Below are 23,738 nucleotides of genomic sequence, written 5' to 3' on the forward strand. Positions count from 1 at the left end.
ATATAATTCAGTTGTGGAGGTGAAAAGATGAGACGATTCTGTACAAGTGGACCTGTTGATAGAAAAACATGTTACTATGTAGAAAGACCAGAATTGATGAAAGAAGCAATTGATCATATAGAAAATTGGAGATACTTCACAGTATCAGCACCAAGGCAAACAGGAAAGACTACATTTTTGAATGATATAGTTGAGAAAATAAAAGACAAATATTTGCCGATATTTATATCTTTTGAAAGTTTTGGGAATATAAAAATTGAAGAAAAGTTTATAAAACAATTCACTAAAAAGATTAAAAATTTCTTTGATTTTAATATGAAGATAGAATTTGAACCAAAAAAGATAGCAGCAATAAGCGATCTGGATGAATATATAATGGATATAAATGAAAAATTTGGAAAAGAAGTAATATTAATGATAGATGAATTTGAAATATTAGAAGAAAAATTAATGAATGAATTTTTGCATGTAATAAGAGATATATATCATTCAAGGCAAGGTTATAAACTAAGAAGTGTAATACTAATAAGTGTAGGATATTTAAGTGGAGTATTGGAAGACAATGCAAGTCCGTTTAATATAGCAGAGCATATGGAAGTGCCATATTTTACAAAAGAACAGGTATATGACTTATTAAACCAACATGAAAAAGAAACGGGGCAAACATTTGATGATAAAGTGAAAGAGCTAATTTGGGAAAATGCAGCAGGACAACCAGGATTAACCAATGCATTAGCATATGATTTAGTGGCAAAAAAAGCAAAAGGAGAAAAGATAATAACAGAAAAACATTTTGAAAAAACATTATATGATTTTATGCATCAATATATAGATAAAAATATATCAAATATAATATCAAAAGCAGAAAAAGAAAAAGAATTAATAATGAAAATATTATTTGAACCAGAAAGTGTTGAATTCAATATATATGATGAAAGAATAAATTACTTATACTTAAATGGAGTAATAGATAATTGTGAAGGAAAATGTTGTGTAAGAGTACCGTTATACTATAAAGCATTATATGATAGATTTAAACCACAGATAAATGGAGAAAAGAATTATATGGCAACTATAAAAGATACAATAAAGCCATATATAAAAGAAGATGGAAGTTTGGAACTAAATAAATTATTGAAAAGATATATAGAATATATAAAACAAAGAGGAGCAATAATGTTTAAAGGAAGGAATTATTATGAAGGAGTATATCAATATAATCTTGATCAATTTTTAAGTTTATACATAGAGGCAGGAGAAGGAAAAGTATATCCAGAAACACAGGTAGGAGGAGGAAGAATAGACTTATTAATTAACTTTAATAACAAAGAATATTTAATAGAAGTAAAAGCAAATATAACAGGAAATGAATATGAAAAAGCAAAAAAACAATTAATAGAATACATAAAAAGAAAAAGATTAAAAGAAGGATGGTTAATAGTATATTCAAGTTCAATAGAAGATTTTGAATATATATTGGAAAAATATGAAGATAAAAAATTGCATATATGGTTTATAAAAACGAACTTTGAAGTACCATCGAAAATTGTGTGAATTATTATATAATAAAAAAATGGAAATAAAAAATCAGAGGTGGAAACGATGAAAAAATTACCAATAGGAAGAAGTGACTTTAAAAGCATAATAGAAGATAATATGTATTATATAGATAAAAGTATGCTGATAAAAGAAATAATAGAAAGTGGAGATGTAATATTAATAACCAGGCCAAGAAGGTTTGGAAAAACATTAAATATGAGCATGATGAAATATTTTTTTAGAAATGATCAAGATAATAAACATTTATTTGAAGGACTAAAGATATGGAAAGAAAAAGAGGTAATAGAAAAGTATTTAAATAAATATCCTGTTATATATTTGACGTTTAAAGATGCTAAAGCAAATAATATAGAGTTATTAAAAAAAATAATAATAGAAGAAATAACAAAGATATATATATTAAATGAAAAAATTATGGAAAAACTATATGAACCAGAAAAAGAAATATACAATAAAATAATGTTTAAAAAAGCAGACGAAAGTGAATACATGAACAGTCTAAAAAATCTAAGTGAATATCTCTACCGATATTACAAACAAAAAGTAATATTATTAATAGACGAATACGACACGCCAATACAACAATCATATTTAAATGGATATTATGATGAATTTATAAATTTCATGGGAAATGTATTAGGAAATGCATTAAAAGACAATGAGTATTTAGAAAAAGGAGTATTAACAGGAATAACAAGAGTAGCAAAAGAAAGCATATTTACAGGAGTAAATAATCTTCAAGCATCAACAGTATTGAGTGAATTATTCAATGACAAATTTGGATTAACATGGAAAGAAGTAGAAGAAACATTAAGATATTATGGATTAGAATATGAAAAAGGAAAAGTAATAGAATGGTATAATGGATATAATTTTGGAGGATTAGAAATATACAATCCATATTCAATAATAAATTTAGCAGATGAAAAAGAAATAAAATACTATTGGATAAACAGCAGTGGGAATGAATTAATAAAACAACTAATAAGACAGAGTACAGCAGAAGTAAAAACAAAAATAGAAGAATTAATAGAAGGAAAAGAAATAGAAAGCAGTATAGATGAAAATTTAGTATATGGGGATTTAGATAAAAGCACAGAAGAAAGCATATGGACATTATTTCTATTCACAGGATACTTAACCTGGACAAAACATACAGGAGAAGAAGGAGAACCGAGATATAGTCTTAAAATAACAAACAAAGAAACATTACAATTCTTCAAAAAAACAGTGGTAGATATAATAAAAGAAAGTAAAATACATTATGAAAGCATATTAATGGAATTAATACATGAAAACTATGAAGAATTTAAAATAGCATTTAAAAAGATAGTAGAAAGAACAATAAGTTATTTTGATGTAAGTGGAGAAGAACCAGAAAGGTTTTATCATGGATTAATACTGGGAATGGTAGTGGGACTAAGCAAAAAATACATAGTAAAAAGCAATAGAGAAGCAGGATATGGAAGAGCAGATGTAATATTAATCCCAAAAGAAAAAAAAGAACCGGGAATAATATTTGAATTCAAAAAACATTACATAAAAGAAGGGGATTTAAAAAACAGTGCAGAATTAGGAATAAAACAAATAGAAGAAAAAGGATATGAAGAAGAAATAAAAAGTTATGGAATAGAGAAAATAATAAAAGTTGCAATTGCTTTTGATAAGAAAAATGTGGAAATTATAGTAAAATAATTGAATAATAGTAGTCTGTGAGATAAAAGAAAATTTGGAGGTGTTGTTATGAAAAAAGTTATGGTTATTATTATGATAATATTTTCTTTATTTGCTTTTGGTTTTAATCTTGATATAAGTAAAAATAATATTTCTATTTCGAAAAATATATGGGAAGTTGGTGATAATTCAAATATTGGAGTTTGGTTGAGTTATCCTGTAGACTTTTCTGATTTTAATTTACCTGGTATTGGAATAAATTATAATGATAAGAATGAATTTTTTACATATCAAAAGGTGTTTTTTAAGAAAATAAAATTAAAAGCAGGAGAAAGGTATTTTGGTTTAAATGTGGGATATGATTTTAATAATGATTCTATTGTGTTAGCAACGGAAGTAAAAAAGTATAAAAACGATTTAATATCAAAGAGTTTTTCTTATTCATATACATCTGTATTTAAAGGTGGTAGTGAAGAAAGAAAAATAAGTCTTGATAGGTTTTTGGTTCCAACTGTAGCAAAAGCTTCAATTTTTTCTATTTCATATGATAATTTAGGTTCTGGTAATAACGTTTCAAATTATGGTATTCAATTACAAAGATATTTCACCATACCTTTTGTTATAGGAAGTTCTGATTTGGGTTATTCATTATCTATACCAATAGGTGTAATTGATGATAAATATATTTCTGGATATTTTGCATATGGTGTGTTATATGATGGAGAATATTCACCTGAATTTAGTTTTCAAACGCCATTTAAGGTAAATAAAAAGGATTATTATATGGGAATGCAATTAAAAATGAATAGCAATGCAAAATTTATTGCTTATTTAACGAAAGTGAATATAGACAATCCATTTACAATAATAATTACAAATAATGGAGGTAGTTTTTTCTTTGAATACTGAAATAGGATTATATATTCATATACCTTTTTGTAAATCAAAATGTTTATACTGTGATTATCCTTCAACAACAAATAATAGAATTCAGGATAAATATTTTGAGTATTTATTAAAAGAAATAGATTTGGTTAATTATAATGGAAAAATAAAAACGGTGTTTTTAGGTGGTGGAACACCAACATATGTTAGTATAAAACATATAGATAGATTATTTAGAAAATTAAATAATTTATATAGTGAGTTTGATCCTATAGAGATAACAATAGAGTCAAACCCTGAAACATTGAATGAAGAAAAATTACATGAATATTATTCTCTTGGTATAAATAGATTGAGTATGGGAATACAGACATTTGATAATGATATTTTAAAAGCAATGAATAGATTATATAATAATGAAATTATAGAGAGGAATTATTATTTAGCGAGAAGATATTTTTCAAATATCAATTTTGATTTTATTCTGGGATTGCCTGGAGACAATATGAAAATACTGGAAAATAATTTAAGGTTAGTTGAAAGGTTAAAACCCGATCATGTTTCATATTATATTTTTGATGATGATCATGATACACCATTGAAAAGATTATTGGAAAAAGGAAAAATGAAATTGCCAGATGATGAATTTATAGAAAATGGTTTTGATTTAGTGATTGATGAATTAAAAAGAATGGGTTATAAAAGATATGAAATATCTAATTGGGCTAAAGAAGGATATGAATGCAAGCATAATTTGATATATTGGAATAATGAAGATTATCATGGTTTTGGTTTATCTGCAGGGGGACATATTGGAAATATTAGATATACTAAAACATGGGATTTTAGAAAATATTTTGATATGATAAATAATAATAAAATTCCATATGATCATTATAATGAAAATTCAAAGCTTGATGAATTAACAGAGGAACTATTTATGGGATTGAGATTAATAGAAGGAATAAATGTTGATGGGTTGCAGAAAAAATATGGGAAATTATATGAAGAATTTTTCAAAAATCTTTTTCAAATGGTTTCAGGCTTAATTAAAGTGGATGATAGGATTAGAATGTCCAAAAAGGGCCTGGATTTATCTAAAATGGTATTTGAAAAAATCTTAGAAGTGAGGGAAAATATACATGGATATGAAGGATAGGGTGGAAAAGTATATAACGGATTTTATGAATATGAATTTTCCAGAGAAGGATAATTCTGAGGAATGGGACAAATATTTTATGAAAATAGCCTTTCTTGTTAGTGAAAGGTCTTCTTGTACTCATAGGAAAGTAGGAGCTGTTATTGTAAAAGATAAAAGGATATTGGCAACAGGATATAATCAACCACCATCTGGATTTCCGCATTGTAATGAAATAGGGTGTATTAGGGATGATTTGAATATTAAAAGCGGTGAATATCAGGAGATATGTTATGGATTGCATGCAGAACAAAATGCACTTATGCAGGCAGCTAAATTTGGTATTTCAACAGATGGTGCATCAATATATGTAACACATCAACCATGTTCTATTTGTGCAAGATTAATAATTAATGCGGGGATAAAGAAAGTGATATATGGTGGTAATTATCCTGACGCATTAACTAAGTTATTTTTTAAACAAACAGGTGTAGAATTTAGGATGATGAAATAAATTCGGAGGTGTGTTATGCCTAATCAAAAGTATTTTGAATATGTAAGAAAAGACAGACTACCAAATGTTTGGTGTCCAGGTTGTGGTAATGGTATTATAATGAAATCATTTATTGAAGCAGCATATAACCTTAAATTAGATAAAAATAAGGTTGCTGTAGTTTCTGGTATAGGATGTTCTTCCAGGGTTACAGGATATCTTGATTTTAACACATTGCATACTTTGCATGGAAGAGCAATTCCTTTTGCAACTGGTGTTAAGTTAGCAAGGCCGGATTTAGAAGTTGTTGTCATGGGTGGAGATGGCGATATGTTGGCCATAGGTGGTAATCACTTTATCCACGCATGTAGAAGAAATATGGATATGACAGTAATATTATTTAATAATACAATTTATGGTATGACTGGTGGGCAATACTCACCAACTACACCACATGAGGCTATTGCTTCAACAGCACCATATGGTAATTTAGAAAATAATTTTGATCCTGTGAAAATGGCAATATCTTCTGGAGCTACTTATGTTGCAAGAAGTACAGTGTATCATTATACACAAAGTGTAAAATATATAGAAAATGCTATTAAACACAAAGGAATGTCCGTTGTTGAAATATTGTCTAATTGTCATACATATTTCGGTAGATATAATGGTATGAGTAAACCTGCTCAATTTATGGAATATTTTAAGAAAAATGTAGTTACATTATCAAAAGCAAAAAATATGCCACACGAGGAATTAGAAGGCAAGATTGTAATAGGCGAATTCTATAATAATGAAAGCAAAAAGACATATCTTGAACTATATGAAGAATTATCCAGAGAATTAGGTGGTGTTGCAAAATGAATTTAAAGGAACCAAGAAGTATCAGAATTAGTGGTATGGGTGGTCAGGGAAACATACTTATGGGGCTTATTCTTGCAGAATCTCTTGTGAGCGAAGGTTATTGGGTTGTACAGTCACAGCATTATGGGGCTCAAGTTAGAGGTGGATTGTCTTTTTGTGATGTGTTATATTCAGACGAGGTTATTGATTATCCAAAAGCAGAAGCTTTTGATGTTTTATATATTATGAATGATATAGCATTTCCACATTTGTCAATGGTAAAAAACAATGGAATAGTTTTCTATGATAGCTCATATATAAAAGCATTGCCACAAACAGTTTCAAGAATTACAAAAAAGATAGTTGCAATACCAGCATCAAAATTAGCATATGAAGAACTAGGAAATACCAATGTAGCTAATATGATAGGACTTGGAGCTATTGCAAAAAATTGTGAAATAGTGAAATTGGATACATTGATTAAAGTAATGAAAAAACGGGTTAATCCAAGATTTTTTGAAATAGATGAAAAAGCTTTAAAAATAGGGTATAACTATACAAATAAGAAGTATGAAATAAAAACAAATGAAAAAAATGGAAGAGGATTGTGATGAAAAAATTTTCGAGAAGTTTTTCTTTTGCAATAAAAGGACTTTTTGAAGTTTTTAGGTCACAGAGAAATTTTAAGATTCAAACGGTATTTGCTTTAACAGCATTTATCCTGGCTTTTACATTAAACCTTGATGAAGGACAAATATTATGGATAACCCTTTCGGTTTCAATAGTGTTGATACTTGAAACGGTTAATACATTAATTGAAAAAATGATGGATTTGATACATCCTCATTATAATCCAGTTGTAGGTGTAATAAAAGATTTAGGAGCTGCTGCGGTTTTAATCGCAGCAACTTTTTCTATTGTGGTTGCAGTGGTGATATTTGGGGGTAAGGTTTTTAATTGGCCACCTAAGTATGGTATAATTATAGGTATAGCGTTTATTATTTTTATTATGATGGGAAGTCTCTTTAAAGGGAGGGAAAAAAATGGCCGATGATGTAATAAAAGTTTTGATAGTAGACGATTCAGGATTTATGAGGATGGTTTTAAAGGATATTATAGAAAAACAATCTGATATGAAGGTTATTGGAATTGCTAAAACAGGCCTTGAAGGTGTGGAAAAAGCCATAGAATTAAAACCAGATGTTATAACTATGGATGTTGAAATGCCGGAATTAAATGGTCTTGAAGCTGTAAAGCTTATAATGAAAAAGAATCCTACGCCTATTATTATGGTAAGTAGCTTAACATCAAAGGATTCTGAAATAACAATAGAAGCTCTTGAAAATGGTGCAGTTGACTTTATACAAAAACCAGCTGGTAGCGTGTCATGGACATTCAGGTCTGTAGCAGATGAATTATTAGAAAAGATAAGAAGCGCTTCTAAAGTTGACCCTACGAAATTAACTAGAAAAGTAACAATCAGACCCAAGAAACCAAGAATTACTTCCCTTTTAAGAGGAAAAAAGATAGTATTGATTGCTTCATCTACAGGTGGCCCAAGGTCATTAGATGCTATTATACCTAATTTACCTAAAGGTATTAATGTTCCAGTTGTTGTAGTTCAACATATGCCTCCGGGATTTACAAAATCACTTGCAGATAGATTAAATAGAATTTCTGAATTAACGGTAAAAGAGGCGGAGGATAATGAAGAACTTAAACCTGATACAGTATATATTGCACCGGGTAATTATCATTTAGGATTAAAGGCTAATGGTTCGAGGGTTTATACATATCTGGATAAGTCAGACAAGATAAATAATGTAAGACCCGCTGCTGATTTCACCTTTAATGATGCAGCAGAAATATATAAGGGAAATATAGTTGCTGCTGTTTTAACTGGTATGGGAAAAGATGGGGCAAAAGGAGCATTTAAAATAAAACATTATGGTGGGAAGATTATAGCAGAATCTCCAAAAACATGTGTTGTATATGGTATGCCCAAAGCAGTGGTTGAAGAAAACTATGCAGATTTTATCCTTCCAAACTATGATATAGCAGAAAAAATAGTTGAATTGTTAGGAGGAAAGTGATGAAAACACGGTTGATTTTATTATTTTTATTTTTTCCATTATTAATCTTTTCTATAAAAACATATACTTATACCATTCAAAGTGGTGACTCTTTGGAAAAGATTGCGTTCAAGCTCAATATACCATTATCTATTATTATTGATTATAATCCTGAATATGCATACAGAAAATATATATATGCTGGAGAAAAATTAATTATACCAGAAAAGCCAGTATATGTATATAGTGTTAAATCTGGAGATAGTTTGAGTTATATAGCTAAAACGTTTTTTTCAGATGCGAGTTTAATAGCGGAATATAATAATATACAAAATCCAAATTTGTTATATATAGGACAAAAATTGGAAATTCCATATGAATATATAGGATTGAGTTTTAATAGAAATGTTGCTGTTTCGTGGCCAGTATGGGGAGAATTAACTTCATTATATGGTTGGAGAATACATCCAATATATCATGACAGAAGGTTTCATTCTGGAATTGATATTGCTTTAAGTGAAGGATTACCAATTTTATCTGCTGTTACGGGGAAAGTTGTTGAAGTGAAAAAAGATAGAGGGTATGGTATATATGTAAAAATTAAAGCTGGCAGTCATTATTATATTTTTGCTCATATGTCAAAAGCATTGGCTGTTCCTGGAGAGATAGTAAAAAAGGGTGAATTAATTGGTAGAGTTGGTTCTACAGGTATATCCACAGGTCCCCATGTTCATTTTGAAGTGAGAACACTGGCTGATAAATCAGTAGACCCAATGGGATTATTACCTGGGTTTAAATATGCACATGTTCCAATAGAAAAACATTATATGGGTGGTAATTGAGAATGAAAAAGAAAATAACTTTAATGATTTTAGCATTATTAGTATCTTTTGTATTTTCTAAAGACCTTTTTCTTCAATGGAAAAAAGTTGATAAAAATAACTATATTGAGAAAAACAAAAAAGTTTTTCTCAATATTTCTTATTTGGAAAAGCTTGGCTATAATATTATGGGAACTTCAGAAAATCTGTTTATTATCAAATTTGATGATACATGGTCTGCTGTTGTTTTCCCAAAAGCTGGAATTGCCATTATTAATTCATCAGAAAGTGTAGCTTTGGATTTTGATGATTTTATTTTTCAAAATAAAACATATTTTGTAAAGGTGAGTGTTCTTGCAAAGTTGGCAAATCTTGAATACTTTGAAAATTCCAAAGGATATTATTTGAATTATAAACTTGCAAAATTAAAAAGTATAGACGGTTTTTTGGTAAATGATAAACTCAGAGTTATAATGGAATTTTCTTCGCAACCAGAAAAATATGAAGTTTATCCTTTAACTTCTGTTCCCGGGTATTTAATTAAGGTTCATGGAGTAGAAATACCTGAAGTTTCATTTTCTAAGGAATTCAATAATAAATTTTTGAGCCGAATTAAGGCTATGCAGCATTCACAAAAAGAAATATGGGTGACTATAATCCTTGGTGCTGAAGCAAAAAAATATACAAAAATAGAAGAAAATGGAAGAATTATTCTTGACATAGAAATGACTGAGGACTTTACCAAACCAGTAGTGGTTCTCGATCCTGGACATGGAGATTTTGATCCTGGAACAATGGGATATCTTGGGACAAAAGAAAAAGACATGGCATTGAAGGTTGCTTTAAAAACTAAAGAATTATTAAAGAAGAATAAAAATATAAGGGTATATTTGACAAGAGATACGGATAAATTTATTGAATTATATAATAGAGCAAAAATAGCAAATGATTTACATGCAGATTTGTTTGTTAGTATTCATTTGAATTCTTATCTTGAAAATAGAAGTATTAGAGGATCGGAAATATATTATTTTGCATTTTCTGATGACAAATATGCAAGGAAGATAGCCAGAAAAGAAAACTTAGATATGAATGATAATAAGGATATTATAGAATCAAGGGTTGTTGAAAAGAAGAATTCTATACCAGAAAGTAAAAAAATGGCTGAACTTTTAAAAAAACATGTAAAAGAAAATAAAATTCCTTTTAGGTCTATTAAAGCCGCAGAATTTGCAGTTTTAGCTTATACAAAATGTCCAGCTGTTCTTTTTGAACTTGAGTTTTTATCTAATCCTACAGTTGAGGTTAATTTTATGTCAGGGAAATATGTTGATCTTTTTGCAAAGATAATTGCAAATTCTATATTAGAGTATTTTAATATAAAATAAATTAGAATGAAGAAAATTATAAAATAATGCTCTTCACCAGGTGGAAATTCTAAATCCTCAAAGTTGGAATCAAAATAAAACTCAAACATATTTTTAATGCGCAGCATTAAAAATAGATAAAGGGTTACATATAAAAAAAATAAAATAAAAAATATAGGTTATAAATAAAGCAATTATTTTAGTTTATAATATTTAAAATTTCGCGAAGCGAAGCTTAGGCAATCATCGAGTTTTCATTCGTTTTATTTTTGAATTCCAATATATTCAACTCCATTCACATTTTTTTAGGCAATCTTCGAATCTTCACAACTTTTAAACTTTTTTGACAGTATAAAAGTAAGTTAAAATATTGATCAAAGAAATATCGGTATAGATAAAATTAACAATTTAGTAGCGAAAAATTTTCTTGATTTATAACATTTCTTATGTTATAATATACCTCGGAAGTTGTTCCGGCGTAGCTCAACGGTAGAGCGGGTGGCTGTTAACCACTAGGCTGGGGGTTCGAATCCCTCCGCCGGAGCCATAACCACAAGTCCAGCGAAAGCTGGACTTGTTTTTATTTAATAATGATTTCTACATTTTTCTTATCAAAAGCAATTGCAACTTTTATAATTTTTTCTATTCTGTATATTGGTAATCGTTTCAATTTTTTCATAGTTTCCACCTCCAAAACTATCAATACTAATCAAAACCGAACACGGATGTGAGTTTGAGCGACAGGCAAGAATGAGCATTTTTGAGGAATAAGAATTTTCACCGGATGAACGAATATTATTTTGAATATTTTATTTTGTACTTTGTCTACAAACTGAAGGCAGCAAAAGCTGCCTTTTAGGCTTTTGACAAAAATAACGGGGCATTAGCCCCGTTATTCATCTAATAATTTTTTAACTATTTGATTAGCTTTTTGCGGATTAGCTTTTCCTTTTGTTTCTTTCATAACCTGACCAACAAAGAAACCAAATAATTTTGTTTTACCATTTTTATATTGTTGATATTGTTTTTGATTGCTTTCAATAATTTTTCTTACAATTTCTTCTATTACAGAATCATCATCAATTTGTTCTAATCCCTTTTCTTTAACAATTTCTGATGGCATTTTTCCATTTTCAAACATTTCTACAAATACATCTTTTGCTATTTTTGTTGATATTTTTCCGGAATCTATTAATTCTTCTAATTCTTTATAATGTTCTGGTTTTATTTTTACATCTTTTAATTCTATATTATTTTTATTCATTTCTCTCATTAAATCGGTAATAATTAAATTACTTACAAATTGTGGGTTCTTAACCACTTTTGCAGCTTTTTCAAAATAATTAGCTAATTCTTTATCGCCTGCTAAAATTTCTGCATCATATGCTTTTATTTTGTATTGTTCAACAAATCTTTTAGCTTTTTCATCTATCATTTCTGGCATAGTTTTTCTAATTTCTTCAATTTTTTCTTGGGTAACAATAACTGGTGGTATGTCTGGTTCAGGGAAATATCTATAATCAGCTTCTTCTTCTTTTGATCTCATTGAGAATGTTGATCTTGTTGAGAAGTTCCAGCCTCTTGTTTCTTTTGGAATATTTTCCCCTTTTTCCATTGCTTCAATTATTCTATTTCTTTCGTATTCGAGAGCTTTTTCTACGAATTTAAATGAGTTTATATTTTTGATTTCCACTCTGTTGCTTTGTATATTTTTTTCTGTATCTGTTATAGAGATATTAGCATCACATCTTAAAGCGCCTTTTTCCATATCCCCCGATGATATACCGGCATATCTCAATATATTTCTTAATTTTTCCATGAAATTTCTTGCTTCTTCTGGTGATTCTATATCTGGTTCTGTAACTATTTCTATTAGAGGTATACCACTTCTGTTATAATCAACATAACTATATGAAGCATTTTCCAGGTCTTCCCCTTCGTGGAACATTTTTCCAGAGTCTTCTTCTAAATGCATTCTTTGTATTCTTATTTTTTTTCCATCTATTTCTATATATCCATTATTTGCCAAAGGATAAAAATATTGTGTAATTTGATAACCTTTAGGAAGGTCAGGATAGAAATAATTTTTTCTATCAAACCTTGAATATTCATTGATTTCTGCATTTAAAGCAATGGCTGCTTTTATTCCTAAATTTAATGCTTCTTCATTGAATACTGGCAATGCACCAGGTTGTCCTGTACATACAGGACAGATATTTGTGTTTGGTTCGCTTTCAAAAGCGTTTGCAGAACAGGAACAAAATGCTTTGGTTTTTGTTAGTAGTTGAGTGTGTATTTCAAGGCCAATTGTTGTTTTATATTTCATAATTCACCTCCGGTAGTTCTAAAGTTCCAAAAATATCTTCAAATTGTTTTGCTATTCTTAATAATTTAGCATCGTTTAAAGGTTTGGAAATTAAATGAATTCCAAATGGCAAGTCATTTATTTTTCCTGCTGGAATACTAATTGCAGGAGCTCCAATCATATTTGCTGGTATTGTAAATAAATCCATTAAGTAGTATTGTAAAGGTGATTTTAATTCACCAATTTTTGGTGGTAATGTTGGTGATGTTGGAGTTAAAATTGCATCATATTTTTCAAAGGCTTTTTCAAAATCCTGATTTAATAAATTTCTAATTTTTGCTGCTTTTGCAAAATATGCATCATAATATGCAGAACTCAATGTAAATGCTCCCATGAATATTCTTCTTTTAACCTCTATTCCAAAACCTGAGTCTCTTGTTTGCATATAAGTTTCTTTTAATGATTCTTTTTCATCTCTTAAGCCATATCTCATACCATCATATCTTGAAAGATTAGAACTTGCTTCAGATGGGGCTATAATATAGTAAATTGATACAGTATATTTTAAATGAGGAATATTTATTTCTTCAATTTCCACACCGTTTTTCTTTAATGTTTCAATATTTTCTTTGAATTTGTTTAGAACATCTTCATCTATTCCATCTAATTCAAATACTTCTTTTGGAACAGCGACTTTTAGTTTTTCTAATTTATTATTTAATTGTGAGGTTAAATCCCATTTTATATCCAAAGATGTTGAATCTTTTTCATCTTTACCACTCATTGTTTCTACCACAATCGCAGCATTTTCAACATTATTTGCTAAAACTCCTATTTGATCTAATGATGATGCAAATGCTGATAATCCATATCTTGAAATAGCTCCATATGTGGGTTTATAGCCAACAATTCCACAAAAGGAAGCTGGTTGTCTTACTGATCCGCCTGTATCTGATCCTAATGCAAATGGAACCATTTTTGCTGCAACTGCTGCTGCAGATCCACCACTTGAACCACCAGGGATTCTTTCCAGGTCCCATGGATTTTTTACAGGACCAAATGCGGAATTTTCATTAGAACCTCCCATTGCGAATTCATCAAGGTTTGTTTTTCCAACAACCGTAAATCCTGCATTTAACAATTTTCGAACAGCAGTTGCTGTATATGTTGAATTATAATTTTCTAATATTTTTGAGCCACATGTATTTTTTGTACCTAATACTTGAATGTTATCTTTAACTAAAAAAGGTGTTGAGTAATATTCTCCTTCTTTATTTCCTTCTACTGTAGTGAATTCTAATACAGCATTTATCTTTTCATTAATTTTTTTTGCTTTTTCAATATCAAATTTAAAATTTTTCATTTGATTCCTCCTTACCATCTTGTTGTAATATTGATCCCACCAACTTTTGGTATTAAATTTAATCTTTTTAATATTTCACGTTTATCTTCGGTAAGATAAATTCTTGAAATTTGAATTAAATTGCTTTCCATAAATTTATAAGCAGGATATCGTTCAAATACTTCGTCAAACCTTAATACATCACCATTATAATCAAGTATTGATACGTCTGTTGATAAAAATTCTTTTGGATGCATTAAGGCGAGTTTATATGGTGTGTCTATGATGAAAAGATTATCAAAATTATCTAAAATATAAGATAATTCCTGTTTATCTTCTTTAGAAATATCTGTTTTCATAACTTTTTCAATATTTTCTTTTAATTGTTTTAAGACGTTTTCTGCAACGCTTACGCTGATAACAGATGGATCTAATCCTGTAGTGGAAAATGGAATTTCTATTAATAATTTCCACAAATCTCTTGATTTTAATCTTTTTACCAATTCATGGGCTCTGGCTACTTTATCAGCTTTTTGCATTAATTCTGGGCTTATATTGAATAATTCATTATCTTTCTTTTCATACAATTGTTCATATACTATTTCTATTTCATTGATTATTCTTTGATCCGTTAATGAATTGAATTTATCAAGATTGCGTACTCTTTCTTTTAAATCAAGTATATCATCAGCTAATCTTAATATTTCCTGGATCATCTGGTCTGCAGCTCTTGAGGTTTTGTGGAAATATACATTTTTATACATCATAAATCTTGCAAATAATACGGTATAAATATTATCAATAATTTTTATGTTATAACATAACTTTTCTTTTCCATTTACAGTTTTTATTGAAGCATTTCTAATTATTCTATCTAAATCTCCTGTTCCGAAATCTCTTGTTCCTGCATAATATGAATCTCTTAATACAAAATCCAGTCTATCTGCACCTAAAGGGCCTTGGACAATATTGAATTCAGGGCTACCACCAGTATTTTCTGCTTCGAATAGGTCATTTATCATACTCATTACTTCTTTTAAACCATCTTTTATATCTTTTTCTTTATCTTTAATATCTTTATTTAATGTAAGAGATAAATCTTTTAAAAAATCTTTTTTTGTTCGTGGATCATTTAATTTATTATATACTTCATATGCTTGATCTATTAATTTTGTATTTAATATTTTTTTTCTATATTCATCGTGGCCGTCTTTAAGTCCCATTCTTTTATATATAACATCATCAAATTGATGACTATATGGTCCGTGTCCTAAATCATGTAATAATCCAGCCAATCTCAAAATCCTGGTTTTTTGGTGATTATTTTCAAAAAGTTTTTTTGCATATAATCCAGAAATATGCATTACACCAAGCGAATGGCTAAATCTTGTATGTGTGGCGCTTGGATATACATATTCTGCCCCTGCTAATTGGCTGAGATATCTTAATCTTTGAACCAATGGTGTATCTGCTATTACTATTTCTAAAGGATAGATAAAAATTTCAGAATATATAGGATCCCTCGATACTTTAAAGTATAGATTTTCCATTTTTTAGCCCCCTATTAAATATTGAATATCAAAAATCAAAAGCCATATAAATGAAGCAGTAATCAAACCAAAACTGATATATCCTAAGATTTTCCATTTTTTATATGAGGTGTAAGTATCTGAAACGGAGGTTAGCCATCCGAATGTAAATCCAGTTATTAATCCACCAATATGTGCAAAATTATTTATTCCAGATGCGGTAAATCCAAGAACTAAATTGATAATTATTACTGGTAATAAAGCTGTTCCCGTCATTGGCTTCAACATTGGTGGTGTGTCATCTCTGAATCCGGCGCCAAATAATAATCCAATAAGGCCGAAAATAGCACCACTGGCTCCAACTGAAAATGCATTTGGCATGAAAAGCTGTGTTAACGCAGCTCCTCCAATACCTGAAGCGAGATAAATTGTTATAAACTTATATGGTCCATATACCCTTTCTACTATATTTCCGATGTAATATAATGCATACATATTAAAGAATATATGCAAAAAACCTCCATGAACGAACATAGAAGTGATGAATCTAAAATATTGATGCGAAATGGTTATTAATTTTCCATATTGAGCACCTGCAAAGATTAATGTATAAACATTTGAGAAAGCATGAAATCCACCACCAAAAACAAACATTAATACAAAAATTAGAATATTCCATGTGAATATTTTTTGAGTAACATTATCAAAATTAAAAAACTTTTTTATATAATCCATAAAATTCACCTCAACTATCTGGAATGATACATTGCAGCAGCAGATGCGCCTAAGATTCCAGCATCTTCTACCAATGATGATAACATAATTTTAAATGAATTTCTAAATGATGGCATTAGATATAGATTAACTTTTTCTCTTATTGGGTTGATTAGGAATTTTCCAGCTTTACTCATTCCACCACCAATAATAATCATTTCAGGATTAAAAATATGAACAAAATTAGCTATAGCTTTTGCTAAAGCATCTGTTATTTTGTCAACAACCATTTGTGCAACGAAATCTCCTTGCTCTAATGCCATGAACACATGTTTTGATTCAATGGCATCTATACTACCAGCTAATTCTACTACTTTATTATCTGGAATTTTTACTGTAAATTCTTTTGCCCATCTTGCAGTATTTTTTGCAGAAGCAATAGCTTCAATACATCCTCTTGATCCACAACCACATAATGGTCCGTCTGGATCTACTATAACATGACCTAATTCAGTTCCAATGCCGTCTTTTCCGGTGATGAGTATTCCGTGAGAAACTACACCTCCACCAATTCCTGTTCCCAATGTTAGAGCGACGAAATGTTTTAATCCTTGAGCTGAACCAAAATACCATTCTCCTAAAGCGAAAGCATTTGCATCATTTTCAACAAATGTTGGAATTTTTAGTTCTTCTGAGATAGAATGTGCTAATTCAAAGTTGTGAAATGGAAGGTTTGGTGCATATCTTACAATTCCATGGTCTCTATCTATTGATCCCGGAGAACCAATTCCTATACCTTCCACCCTATTTAGATTATCTTCAGCAACTAATTTTATTGTTTTTATAATGTTTTCAGTAACCTTTTTAGCCCCAAGATTAGCTTCTGTTGGGATAGCAACTTTGTTGATAATTCCTTTGTCTTTTGAAACCAGTCCTGTTTTTATTTCGGTTCCTCCAAGGTCAACTCCAATTAAATACATTATACTCTCTCCCTTCTTTCTTAATCTGTTAATTGTAATTTTAACATATTTATGTAGTATAATAAAAATGAAACTATTTAAAATTTAATTTTGTAGATTAAAGATGATAATTTTTGAGGTGATTATATGAATGTTGGTATTATTGTTGCTGCTGGTAAAGGCGAAAGGACAAAATTAACTTATCCTAAACAATTTTACCAGATTTTGGATAAAAGTTTGTTAAGAATTGCATTAGAAAAATATGAATATTCAAAATTAATAGATAAGATAATTGTAGTTGCCAATGAAAATTTTATGGAAAAAACGAAAAAAGAATGTTATGGAATTAACAAAGTGTATGATATAATTAAGGGAGGAGATTCCAGACAGGAGTCTGTATTTAATGGCTTGAAATATATATATAACGTTTTTGGTTTTGATGTTTCTATTGTATCAATTCACGATGCGGCAAGACCTTTTGTTAGTATTGATAAAATTGATGAAAGTATAGAAATTGCTATTAAAAACGGTTCGGCAGTTTTAGCTTTGCCTGAAAAAAATTCTGTTTCTCATGTGATAGGGGATGTTATAGATAAAATTTTAGATAGAAATGAGATATATTTACATCAAACACCACAAACATTTGATTTTCAAAAATTATATAAAGCGTATATGAACTTTGAGAATGAATTAAAAAGTTTTACAGATGATGCGAGTATATTTCACAAAGCGGGAAATTTTGTAAGAATTATTCCAGGTGAAGAATATAATATAAAAATAACAACGGATTTTGATATAAAATTTGCAAAATGGTTAATAAAGGAAGGTAAAATAAATGTTTAAAATTGGAGCTCACATGAGTACTTCTAAAGGATTTCACAAGGTGCCAGAAGCAACGAGAAATATAGGCGGTAATACATTTCAGATTTTTTGTCATAGTCCAAGAACATGGAAAGTTAAAGAACCAAAAGAATCAGATGTTGTTAAATTTAAAGAAAAAATGAAAGAATTTGATATATCTTTTGATGATGTGCTTGTTCATTCTGGATATTTGATTAATCTTGCAACACCAAAGGATGAAAATTGGGAAAAATCCATTAATTTAATGAAAGAAGAAATAAAAATCACAGCGCATCTGGGTATTAAATATTTTAATGTACATCCTGGTTCTCATCTTGGTGAAGGTGATGAATTTGGATATGATAGAATTGCTAAAGCGTTGGATATTATTTTAGAAGAATTAAAGAATTTAGATGTTGTTATCCTTCTTGAAAATGTTGCAAAAAAAGGTGGAAATATAGGTTGGAATATGAAACAACTTGGTGAAATAATAAAAAGAAGCAATTTTCAAGATAAATTGGGTATTACATATGATACATGTCATGGCTTTGATTCTAATTATGATATAAGAGATAAAGAGGATGTGAAAAGATTATTAGATGAAATAGATAAATATATAGGATTAGAAAAGTTTAAAATGATTCATTTGAATGACTCTAAATTTCCATTGGGTGCCGGTAAAGATAGACATGAGTTTATTGGAAAAGGTGAAATAGGGATAAAAGGGTTTGAAACATTTTTATCTTTTGATGAAATTATTAAACTGCCGATGCATCTTGAGACGCCTGGTGATGATTCAGAACATGCTGAAGATATCAAGGTAGTAAAAGGCATATTTGAGAAACTAAATACCAGGTAAGAATATAAAAAAATAAAATTTTAAATTAAACACCGGAAAGGGGTGGGAGTATGACAGACAACTTTGAGATTTTTGATGTTGAAGAGGAAAAGCCAAAGAAAAGAAAAAGCTTTTTCAAGAGAATACTATGGCTGATTATTGTTTTATTGGTTTTAGGTTATTTTAGTACAAGTATTTATCAAGTTGGGCCATCGGAAATGGGATTAGTTTTGACTTTTGGTAAATATACAGCAAGCACAGGCCCTGGAATTCATTGGCATTTGCCTTATCCATTTCAAACACATAGAATAGTGGATATTAAAACGTTGAAAAAGATTGAAATTGGATTTAGAACAGTGAATTATAGGGGGAAAATAGAGTATCAGCCGGTTTCGGAAGAGGCATTAATGATTACAGGCGATGAAAACATTGTAAGTCTTGAAGCTGTTGTACAATATAGAATTTCAGATCCAGCAAAGTTTGCATTCAGGATATTAAATGGTTTTGATATGGTGAAATTTGCTACTGAAAGTGTATTAAGAGAAATGGTAGCAATTAATCCTATTGATGATGTTTTAACTTCTGAAAGGGATAGAATAGCTATGGAAACAGCAGCTAAAGTACAAAAGATATTAGATTCATATGGTGCTGGTATTAAAGTTGAAAATGTTTATTTGCAGGAAGTTGCTCCGCCAGATGAAGTAGTTAAAGCATTTGATGATGTTAATAGTGCAAAGCAGGATAAAGAGAAATTTATAAACGAAGCAAATAGATATGCAAATGATGTTATTCCTAAAGCTGAAGGACAAGCACAAAAAATATTAAGAGATGCAGAAGCATATGCATATGAAAAGGTAGCAATAGCAACTGGTGAAGCTAAAAGATTTAAAGCAATGTTAAAAGAGTATAATATGTCTAAAGATATTACAAAGAAAAGAATAATACTCGAAGCAATTCAAGATTTATTGGAAAATGCAAAGCAAAAAATTATTGTTGATAGTTCTGAAACACTTAAATTGCTTAACTTACCTGAATTAGGTGGTGGTACAAAATGAAAAAAACAACCAAATTTACAATATTAGGCATAATTATAGTTATTGTTATATTATTTATAACAACTTCTTTGTTTATTGTTAATCAGGAACAGCAAGCTGTAGTGTTAAGATTTGGTCAAATTAAGAAAGTTGTTACAGAACCTGGGATAAGTTTTAAAACACCATTTATTGATAATGTGGTAAAATTTGAAAAAAGGCTAATGTTATATGATATTGAACCAGAAAGAATTATTACAGCAGATAAAAAAACAGTTATTGTTGATACATACACAATCTGGAGAATTAATGATCCAAAAACATTTATGGAGAGTATGAGGTCTGTTCAATTGGCTTTAACAAGAATAGATGATGTAGTATATTCAAATGTTAGAGACCTGGTAGCTAAATATACATTAGATGAAGTTTTATCCAAAAAAAGAGAAGAGATGTTAACCGAGATTACAAAACGTAGTGGTGAAAATCTAAAACAGTTTGGTATTGAAATTGTAGATGTTAGAGTTAAAAGAACAGATTTGCCACCAGATATTTCAAAATCTGTATATAATAGAATGATGGCAGAAAGATATTCAATTGCTGCACAAATAAGAGCAGAAGGTCAGAGAGAAGCAGAAATTATTAAAGCAGAAGCTGATAAAAAAGTAAAAATAATAACTTCAGAAGCACAAAAGAATGCAGAAATTATCAGAGGTACAGCAGATGCAAGTATAATATCAATATATGCTGAAGCATATAATAAAAGTCCAGATTTCTTTGAATTAAGAAGATTGGCAGACATTTATCAGCAATCATTTAAAGATGGTATGTTGATATTATCACCAGATTCACCAATTTTAAAATTTTTATATGAGGGAAAATAAATGAAAAAGGTTTTAATTCCATTATTGTTTTTAGTATTATTGTTAAGCTCATGTTTTAATCCAGAAAAAAAGGTAAATATAACAATTGAAGGTGACGTTGTGTCACCTTCTTTTCCCATAAAAATTGATGTGAATATTGATAATTATGATTTAAAATTTTTTGACGAAAATAATATGCAAATTAATGTGAAAAAAGAAGGAAATTATTATTATTTTTCTGATTTAAAAGAAGGTAAAAATGAAGTTTTGATATCCGTGTTTTCTGAGAATAAGAAAATTTTTGATAAGAAATTTACCATTTATTTTGATGATATACCACCAAATATAGTATTTTTGAATTATTATTTAAAAGGTGGCGAATTAAACTTAACAGCTTCATCCCCAGCTACAGATTTAGAAAAATTTATATTGGAAAATGGTAATAAGAAATATAATTTTAATATTAGTTTAAAAATACCTATAGAAAAAAATAAGGGAATTATTAAATATAGATTATATGCTAAGGATAAATATGGTAATAAATCTAAACCACAAATAATAGAAATAAATACTGATAATGATGAAAGGCCTAAAATTTTAAATGATGATTTAAAGATATCATTGTTTGGTAAAACTAATATTAAAGTATCAGATGATTGGACACCTACGAATAATCTGAACATATTACTTGAAACTGAAAAAAATAGTTATTCACTGATAAATATAGATGAAGTATTATTAGAAGGTTCTAAAGAAGGAACATTAGTTGTTATTGACAACGGAAACAATTATGCAGAAAAAAAGGTAAATATAGAGTTGGAAAATAATATTCCGTCAATTGCAACTGGTAATCCAAGATTAATAGATTTTTCTGTGGACACATTTGGGTGGAATTATGAAACAGATGTTGATTCATATGTGGTTGAAGTGCCATACAAATATGGTTGGAAACAGGAATTAGAAACAAAAGCGGCATATGCCAGATTGACAGATTCAAATGTAGCTATGATAAGGAAAAAGAGTAAATACGGAACATTAAGCTTTCCATCTCGACCAACAATAAGATTTTCAGGGACATTTGTACATCTTGTAAGAAATATACTTGAGTCTTCTGAAGAAAATCTATATTTGCCGCAAATAAATTCTGAATTTTTAATTGGAGGCCAAACAGTCCTTGGTGAAAAAAGTATTGTTATGGTTGAATCTGGAAGTGTTTTAAAATTTGTATCAAATTCTAAATTGATAATAAAAGGTTTGTTTTTTATTATGCCGGGAGCTGGTAAATCGTTAATTAGTGGTAATGGTGAAATTATAGTAGATGGTGGTATTTTTATTGCATCAAAAACTATTTTTGATAAAATTAAAGTGATTGGTAAAAATGCGAAATTAATATATTTAGAGGATTCTGAATTTTTAGAAGGGTCAGATTTGCTTTCAACAAATGATTTTAGAGTGTGCTTATATAATACGCTGGGATATAAAAGTAATTTGAATTTTCATAATACTGAGGAAATCTATATTAAAGAAAGTACATTTAATAATTTGAACTTTCAAAATGTAAATATTTTTGATTCAGAAAAATCTTCTTTTGTTGATATGTATATAAATGGTTTAAGCAAGATTTTTTTGGATAAAACCAATGTAAAGAAGATAAAACAGGATGAATTTTCATGGTCTAAAATAATGAATTCCAATATTGATTCAATAGATATTTCAGGATACTCCAGAAGTGTATTATATAAAACCAGAGTGGCGACGATTACAGAGAATACGAGTGTGGTGGTAAAGTGAATTTAGATGAAGTTTTTAGACAATTAAATTTAAAATCACCTAATAAATTTCATTCACCAACACACGGAACAACATTTCTTATTGAAATCTCAAAGTTTTTAAAAAATGAAAAGAAAATATTGGAATTAGGTTCTGGAATCGGCAGTGTATCACTTGCATTAGCAAAGATATACAAAGATATCGAAGTTACTGGTTTTGAGCTACAAAAAGAACCATATGATTACTCTATTATGAATTTGAAAGAGAATGATCTTCAGGATAGAGTGAAATTTATAAACGATGATATTGAAAATATTTCAAAATATATAGAGAGAGAATCCATAGATTGTATTGTTACCAACCCACCACATTATTCAGATAAATCATTGAAAAGCCCCTTTGAAGACAGAAAAAAGGCAAGGACATTTGATAAGAATAATCTGGAAAAATTCTTTAAAACTGCAAGTTATGCATTAAAAAACAAAAAGAGAATGATTTTTGTATATCATCCTACATATTTTATAACCTTCCTAAATTTAGCCAAAAAGTATAATTTTATGCTTCAAGAAATGTATATAGCTTATGGAAATAAAAATGGGACAGCGCAGCTAATAGGTGGAGTTTTAAGAAAAAATGGAGGAGAGAATTTAAAAATATATCCACCTGTATTTCTAAAAAGTAGCGGAGAATAAGGAGG

At 29.0% G+C, this 23,738-nt stretch carries 22 protein-coding genes and 1 tRNA gene; 18 read left to right on the plus strand and 5 right to left on the minus strand.

Annotated elements, in window-relative coordinates; genetic code table 11:
• The first annotated feature begins 27 nt into the window (after positions 1–27).
• The 12 genes from JRV97_RS05920 (at position 28) to JRV97_RS05975 (ending at position 11,400) form a co-directional block, all read left to right on the plus strand.
• On the plus strand, positions 28–1,554 hold the full coding sequence (locus tag JRV97_RS05920; protein WP_280997149.1) for an AAA-like domain-containing protein: 1,527 nt from the start codon (positions 28–30) through the stop codon (positions 1,552–1,554).
• A 48-nt stretch (positions 1,555–1,602) separates the two neighbouring features.
• A complete protein-coding gene (locus tag JRV97_RS05925; RefSeq protein ID WP_280997150.1) occupies positions 1,603–3,255 on the plus strand; it encodes an AAA family ATPase in 1,653 nt (550 codons plus the stop codon).
• A 48-nt stretch (positions 3,256–3,303) separates the two neighbouring features.
• On the plus strand, positions 3,304–4,143 hold the full coding sequence (locus JRV97_RS05930; RefSeq protein ID WP_280997152.1) for a hypothetical protein: 840 nt from the start codon (positions 3,304–3,306) through the stop codon (positions 4,141–4,143).
• Positions 4,133–5,278, plus strand: a complete 1,146-nt coding sequence (gene hemW / locus JRV97_RS05935) for a radical SAM family heme chaperone HemW (RefSeq protein ID WP_280997154.1) — start codon at positions 4,133–4,135, stop codon at positions 5,276–5,278. Before JRV97_RS05930 ends, hemW begins: the two co-directional genes overlap by 11 nt.
• Positions 5,268–5,771, plus strand: a complete 504-nt coding sequence (locus JRV97_RS05940; RefSeq protein ID WP_407081574.1) for a deoxycytidylate deaminase — start codon at positions 5,268–5,270, stop codon at positions 5,769–5,771. Before hemW ends, JRV97_RS05940 begins: the two co-directional genes overlap by 11 nt.
• Before the next feature lie 15 nt (positions 5,772–5,786).
• Positions 5,787–6,614, plus strand: a complete 828-nt coding sequence (locus JRV97_RS05945) for a 2-oxoacid:ferredoxin oxidoreductase subunit beta (protein WP_280997158.1) — start codon at positions 5,787–5,789, stop codon at positions 6,612–6,614.
• Positions 6,611–7,204 carry a 2-oxoacid:acceptor oxidoreductase family protein gene (locus JRV97_RS05950; RefSeq protein WP_280997159.1) on the plus strand — a complete coding sequence of 198 codons (594 nt, stop codon included), beginning with the start codon at positions 6,611–6,613 and terminating at the stop codon, positions 7,202–7,204. The genes JRV97_RS05945 and JRV97_RS05950 overlap by 4 nt, the downstream gene beginning before the upstream one ends.
• Positions 7,204–7,647, plus strand: a complete 444-nt coding sequence (locus tag JRV97_RS05955; RefSeq protein WP_280997161.1) for a diacylglycerol kinase family protein — start codon at positions 7,204–7,206, stop codon at positions 7,645–7,647. Before JRV97_RS05950 ends, JRV97_RS05955 begins: the two co-directional genes overlap by 1 nt.
• Positions 7,637–8,686 (plus strand): protein-glutamate methylesterase/protein-glutamine glutaminase, encoded by a 1,050-nt coding sequence (locus tag JRV97_RS05960; protein WP_280997163.1) that lies wholly within the window; start codon positions 7,637–7,639, stop codon positions 8,684–8,686. The genes JRV97_RS05955 and JRV97_RS05960 overlap by 11 nt, the downstream gene beginning before the upstream one ends.
• Positions 8,686–9,507, plus strand: coding sequence for a M23 family metallopeptidase (locus JRV97_RS05965; protein WP_280997165.1), 822 nt, complete (start codon positions 8,686–8,688; stop codon positions 9,505–9,507). Before JRV97_RS05960 ends, JRV97_RS05965 begins: the two co-directional genes overlap by 1 nt.
• 2 nt (positions 9,508–9,509) lie before the next feature.
• Complete coding sequence (locus JRV97_RS05970) at positions 9,510–10,874, plus strand: N-acetylmuramoyl-L-alanine amidase family protein (protein WP_280997167.1); 1,365 nt, start codon at positions 9,510–9,512, stop codon at positions 10,872–10,874.
• A 451-nt stretch (positions 10,875–11,325) separates the two neighbouring features.
• A tRNA-Asn gene (locus tag JRV97_RS05975) sits at positions 11,326–11,400 on the plus strand.
• Positions 11,401–11,745: 345 nt separating this feature from the next.
• Here the strand turns inward: JRV97_RS05975 and gatB are convergent.
• Genes gatB through JRV97_RS06000 form a run of 5 tightly spaced genes read right to left on the minus strand, consistent with a single transcriptional unit; the run spans position 11,746 to position 17,723 of the window.
• Complete coding sequence (gatB, locus tag JRV97_RS05980; protein WP_280997169.1) at positions 11,746–13,179, minus strand: Asp-tRNA(Asn)/Glu-tRNA(Gln) amidotransferase subunit GatB; 1,434 nt, start codon at positions 13,177–13,179, stop codon at positions 11,746–11,748.
• Positions 13,169–14,539 (minus strand): Asp-tRNA(Asn)/Glu-tRNA(Gln) amidotransferase subunit GatA, encoded by a 1,371-nt coding sequence (gene gatA, locus JRV97_RS05985; protein WP_320415405.1) that lies wholly within the window; start codon positions 14,537–14,539, stop codon positions 13,169–13,171. Before gatA ends, gatB begins: the two co-directional genes overlap by 11 nt.
• Positions 14,533–16,050, minus strand: coding sequence for an HD domain-containing protein (locus tag JRV97_RS05990; RefSeq protein ID WP_280997173.1), 1,518 nt, complete (start codon positions 16,048–16,050; stop codon positions 14,533–14,535). The genes gatA and JRV97_RS05990 overlap by 7 nt, the downstream gene beginning before the upstream one ends.
• A 3-nt stretch (positions 16,051–16,053) precedes the next feature.
• On the minus strand, positions 16,054–16,764 hold the full coding sequence (locus tag JRV97_RS05995) for a rhomboid family intramembrane serine protease (protein WP_280997175.1): 711 nt from the start codon (positions 16,762–16,764) through the stop codon (positions 16,054–16,056).
• Positions 16,765–16,778: 14 nt separating this feature from the next.
• Complete coding sequence (locus JRV97_RS06000; RefSeq protein WP_280997177.1) at positions 16,779–17,723, minus strand: ROK family protein; 945 nt, start codon at positions 17,721–17,723, stop codon at positions 16,779–16,781.
• Positions 17,724–17,849: 126 nt separating this feature from the next.
• On the opposite strand from JRV97_RS06000, the gene ispD reads away from it, so the two are divergent.
• From ispD to JRV97_RS06030, 6 genes are read left to right on the plus strand one after another with little or no spacing between them, the layout of a single operon-like run.
• A complete protein-coding gene (ispD, locus tag JRV97_RS06005; RefSeq protein ID WP_280997179.1) occupies positions 17,850–18,545 on the plus strand; it encodes a 2-C-methyl-D-erythritol 4-phosphate cytidylyltransferase in 696 nt (231 codons plus the stop codon).
• Positions 18,538–19,401 carry a deoxyribonuclease IV gene (locus tag JRV97_RS06010; protein ID WP_280997181.1) on the plus strand — a complete coding sequence of 288 codons (864 nt, stop codon included), beginning with the start codon at positions 18,538–18,540 and terminating at the stop codon, positions 19,399–19,401. Before ispD ends, JRV97_RS06010 begins: the two co-directional genes overlap by 8 nt.
• Before the next feature lie 50 nt (positions 19,402–19,451).
• Positions 19,452–20,435, plus strand: a complete 984-nt coding sequence (gene hflK / locus JRV97_RS06015) for an FtsH protease activity modulator HflK (RefSeq protein ID WP_280997183.1) — start codon at positions 19,452–19,454, stop codon at positions 20,433–20,435.
• Positions 20,432–21,292 (plus strand): protease modulator HflC, encoded by an 861-nt coding sequence (hflC, locus tag JRV97_RS06020; RefSeq protein WP_280997185.1) that lies wholly within the window; start codon positions 20,432–20,434, stop codon positions 21,290–21,292. Before hflK ends, hflC begins: the two co-directional genes overlap by 4 nt.
• Positions 21,293–23,062 (plus strand): hypothetical protein, encoded by a 1,770-nt coding sequence (locus JRV97_RS06025; protein WP_280997187.1) that lies wholly within the window; start codon positions 21,293–21,295, stop codon positions 23,060–23,062.
• Positions 23,059–23,733, plus strand: a complete 675-nt coding sequence (locus tag JRV97_RS06030) for a tRNA1(Val) (adenine(37)-N6)-methyltransferase (protein WP_280997189.1) — start codon at positions 23,059–23,061, stop codon at positions 23,731–23,733. Before JRV97_RS06025 ends, JRV97_RS06030 begins: the two co-directional genes overlap by 4 nt.
• Positions 23,734–23,738: the final 5 nt, after the last annotated feature.

It is taken from the genome of Marinitoga aeolica, from assembly GCF_029910535.1.
Lineage (GTDB): Bacteria > Thermotogota > Thermotogae > Petrotogales > Petrotogaceae > Marinitoga > Marinitoga aeolica.